The 3,149-nt window shown below is 69.5% G+C and carries 1 protein-coding gene and 1 pseudogene; both read right to left on the bottom strand.

The window, feature by feature from the left end; translation table 11 throughout:
• A pseudogene (locus WA965_RS09325) lies at positions 1-521 on the bottom strand (type VII secretion-associated protein); the annotation flags it as partial.
• Positions 518-3,149 (bottom strand): type VII secretion protein EccCb (gene eccCb, locus WA965_RS09320; RefSeq protein ID WP_526447401.1); only part of this gene is annotated, 2,632 nt, incomplete at its 5' end. The gene eccCb and the pseudogene WA965_RS09325, both read right to left, overlap by 4 nt.

Below are 3,149 nucleotides of genomic sequence, written 5' to 3'. Positions count from 1 at the left end.
CTGAAGGCCACCGCAGCGCCCCCGGCGTGCAGTCGCGCAGCAAGATTCGGCGCGGGCGCGCTGACGGCGGCGGGGACGTCGACGACGATCTCGGTCGCCCCGGCAAGACGGGCCACGACGTCGCGCTCGTCTCGGGGCAGCACCACCATCTCAGCAGACGGTGACACGATCACCAGGAACTCGTCGCCGAACTCCACCACGGTGGCTCCGCTGTCCGCGCTCAGGACCGAGCCTCTGCGCAGCACGACGACGTCGGCGGCCGCGCCGCGGGCGGCGCCCTCGAGCAGTTCGACGCGCGCTGTCGACCACCAGGTCGGCACCACCAGCACCAGTGTCCCGGCACACTCACCCGCGGCCGCTGCCAACAGGTCACTCCACAGCCGACGCACCTCGACGACTTGGTCATCGAGCAGCGCGAGGTCGTCGTCGATGCATTCGAGAGCCACCGAGACCGATTCCGACGCCACATCATTCGGTCCGCGGATGGCCTGCGGGCCCACTACGACCACGACGGGGCTCACGGCGGGTCGACCCAACCGACCTGCAGTAGTTCGTCGGGCCGGCCCCGGACGACGAGGGTGCCCCGTCCCGCGGGCAGCGGAGTGGGTCGGGTGGTACCGAGCAGCACACCCTCGTCAGGGGCGGCACTCATCATCAGCCCGGAGCAGCCCATGTCGCGCAGCCGCGCGAGGACGGGATCGAACATCGCCCGCGCGGCCCCACCGGAACGCCGGGCGAGCACCACGTGCAACCCCAGATCCTTGGCGTGCGGCAGGAAGTCGGCCAGCGGTGTCAACGGGTTGCCGGTCGCACCCGCGACCAGATCGTAGTCGTCGATTATGACGAAGATGGCCGGCCCGTCCCACCAGGAGCGGTCCCTGAGCTGCTGCTGGGTGACATGCTCGTCGGGCATCCGGGCGTGCAGTCGCTCGGACAGCGCCGCCATCCGCGAGCTCAATGCGGTGCTCGACACCGAGTAGCCGGTGAGGTGGTCCGACTCGACGACACCCAGCATGGTTCGGCGATAGTCGACGACCTCCAACTCCGCCTCGCGCGGACTGCGGGTCCGGATGATCTCGGTGCAGAGAAGACGCAGCAGCGCCGTCTTCCCGCATTCACCCTCACCCAGCACCAACAGATGCGGATTCTCGGCGAAATCCACTGTCACCGGGGTCAGGTCGCGTTCACCGAGTCCCACTATCACCTGTTCGGAGTGACACGGCGCCACGGTCTCCGCGAGCGTGTCGACGGTGACGCGGGTGGGCAGCAGCTCGACAGAAGGCGCCACACCGCCATCGCTGTGATGCGGCGGCTCCACCGGAGGCAGGGCGATCGCCATCTCGCGTCCATGGCGGGTGATCCCCCGGCCCGGCGGACAGTCGGCGAGTCGGCGGGCCCGCCTGCGATCCATCTCCGAATCGGCGGGATCACCGAGCCGGAGCTCTATCCGGGTGGCGATCTGATCCTTCAGAGCGGGCCGCAGGTCGGCCCACCGGGCGGCACCGATCATCACATGGATCCCGAAGGACAGTCCCTGCGCCGCAAGGGCACTGATCGGCGCCTCCAAGCCCTCGGACTCCTGGCGCAGCGTCGCCCACCCGTCGATCACCAGGAACACCTCGCCGTACGGATCGTCGGCGCGGTCACCGATCCCGCGGTACGCGCGGTAGGAGTCGACACCGAGGCGCCGGAAGGCGGCTTCGCGGCGGCGCAGCACCGATTCCACCTGGGCCACCGTGCGCCGGCACAGATCAGGGTTCTGGCGGCCAGCAACCGAACCGACGTGGGGAAGGACGGCGAGAGCAGCCAGACCACCTCCACCGAAGTCCAGGCAGTAGAACTGGGCGGTACCGGCGTCGTGGGTGGCGGCCAGTGCGCAGACCACGGTCCTCAGGGCCGTCGATTTGCCGGACCGGGGTGCACCGACGACCGCGACATTGCCTGCTGCTCCGTCGAGTTCGACGACATACGGCTCGTGACGCTGTTCGAAGGGGCAGTCCACCAGGCCGATCGGCACCCGGAGGTGGCCCGGGCGGTGGGCCTGCAGCAGTGCGTCGAGCCGGGGAGGCCCATCCAGGGGCGGCAACCACACGCGGTGTGCCGCGGGACCGCGTCCTGCCAGCGCGTGCAGCACCGTGTCCAGCAGCGACTGCTTCCGGACTTTCGTATCCGGTTCCGACACCGGGGTTTCCCGGCACGCGACACTCGCCGCGGTGAACAGCTGAGCAACGGGACGCTCGACGGGCCGAGGTGACCGCGGGCGTGGGGTGTATCCGCCGGAGACGAACGCCGTCTGGAACCGGACCATCGCGCCGGAGGAGGTCTTGAGGTAGGCCGCGCCCGGCTGCGTCGGCAGGTGGTAGGCATCTGCCACGCCCAGGACCGCACGAGATTCGCTGGCCGAGAACGTCTTCAGACACACCCGGTAGGACAGGTGGGTTTCCAGCCCGCGCAGCCTACCTTCGTCGAGGCGCTGGCTGGCCAACAGCAGGTGCATGCCCAGTGACCGCCCCAACCGGCCGATCGCCACGAACAACTCGGCGAAGTCGGGATGCCGGCTGAGCAGTTCGGAGAACTCGTCGACGACGATGAACAGCACAGGCAGCGGCGGCAATCTCCGGTCCCGCGCGCGGGCGTGACCGTACTCGCCGATGTTGCTGACATTGCCCGCGGCCCTGAGCATCTCCTGCCTGCGGTGCACCTCACCTGAGAGGGCTTCGGCCATTCTCGCCACCAGATGTGCCTCGTCGGCGAGGTTGGTGATGACGGCCGAGACGTGCCGGGCCACCTCCAGGCCGAGGAAGGTCGCGCCGCCTTTGAAGTCGACCAGGACCAGGTTGAGCTCCTCGGGGGGATGCGTGGCGATCATGCCCAGGATCAGCGTGCGCAGGAACTCCGACTTGCCCGAACCCGTTGCCCCCACACACAACCCGTGCGGGCCCATGCCGCCCGCGGCGGCCTCCCTGATATCCAGTTCGACGACGGCGCCGTCCTCGCCGATACCGATGGGCACGCGCAACCGGTCCCGACCACTCGCGCGGCCCCACAGCCGGTCCACGTCGATCACCTCGGGATCCGCGATCGACAGCAACGCCGGCCAGTCCGCGACCGGACCCGCTGGCGAGTCTGCGCCGGACGCGGGCAGGTGC

The sequence above is a fragment of the Mycobacterium sp. genome (assembly GCF_049683935.1).
Lineage (GTDB): Bacteria > Actinomycetota > Actinomycetes > Mycobacteriales > Mycobacteriaceae > Mycobacterium.
This window is presented reverse-complemented; position numbering and strand designations above follow the sequence as displayed.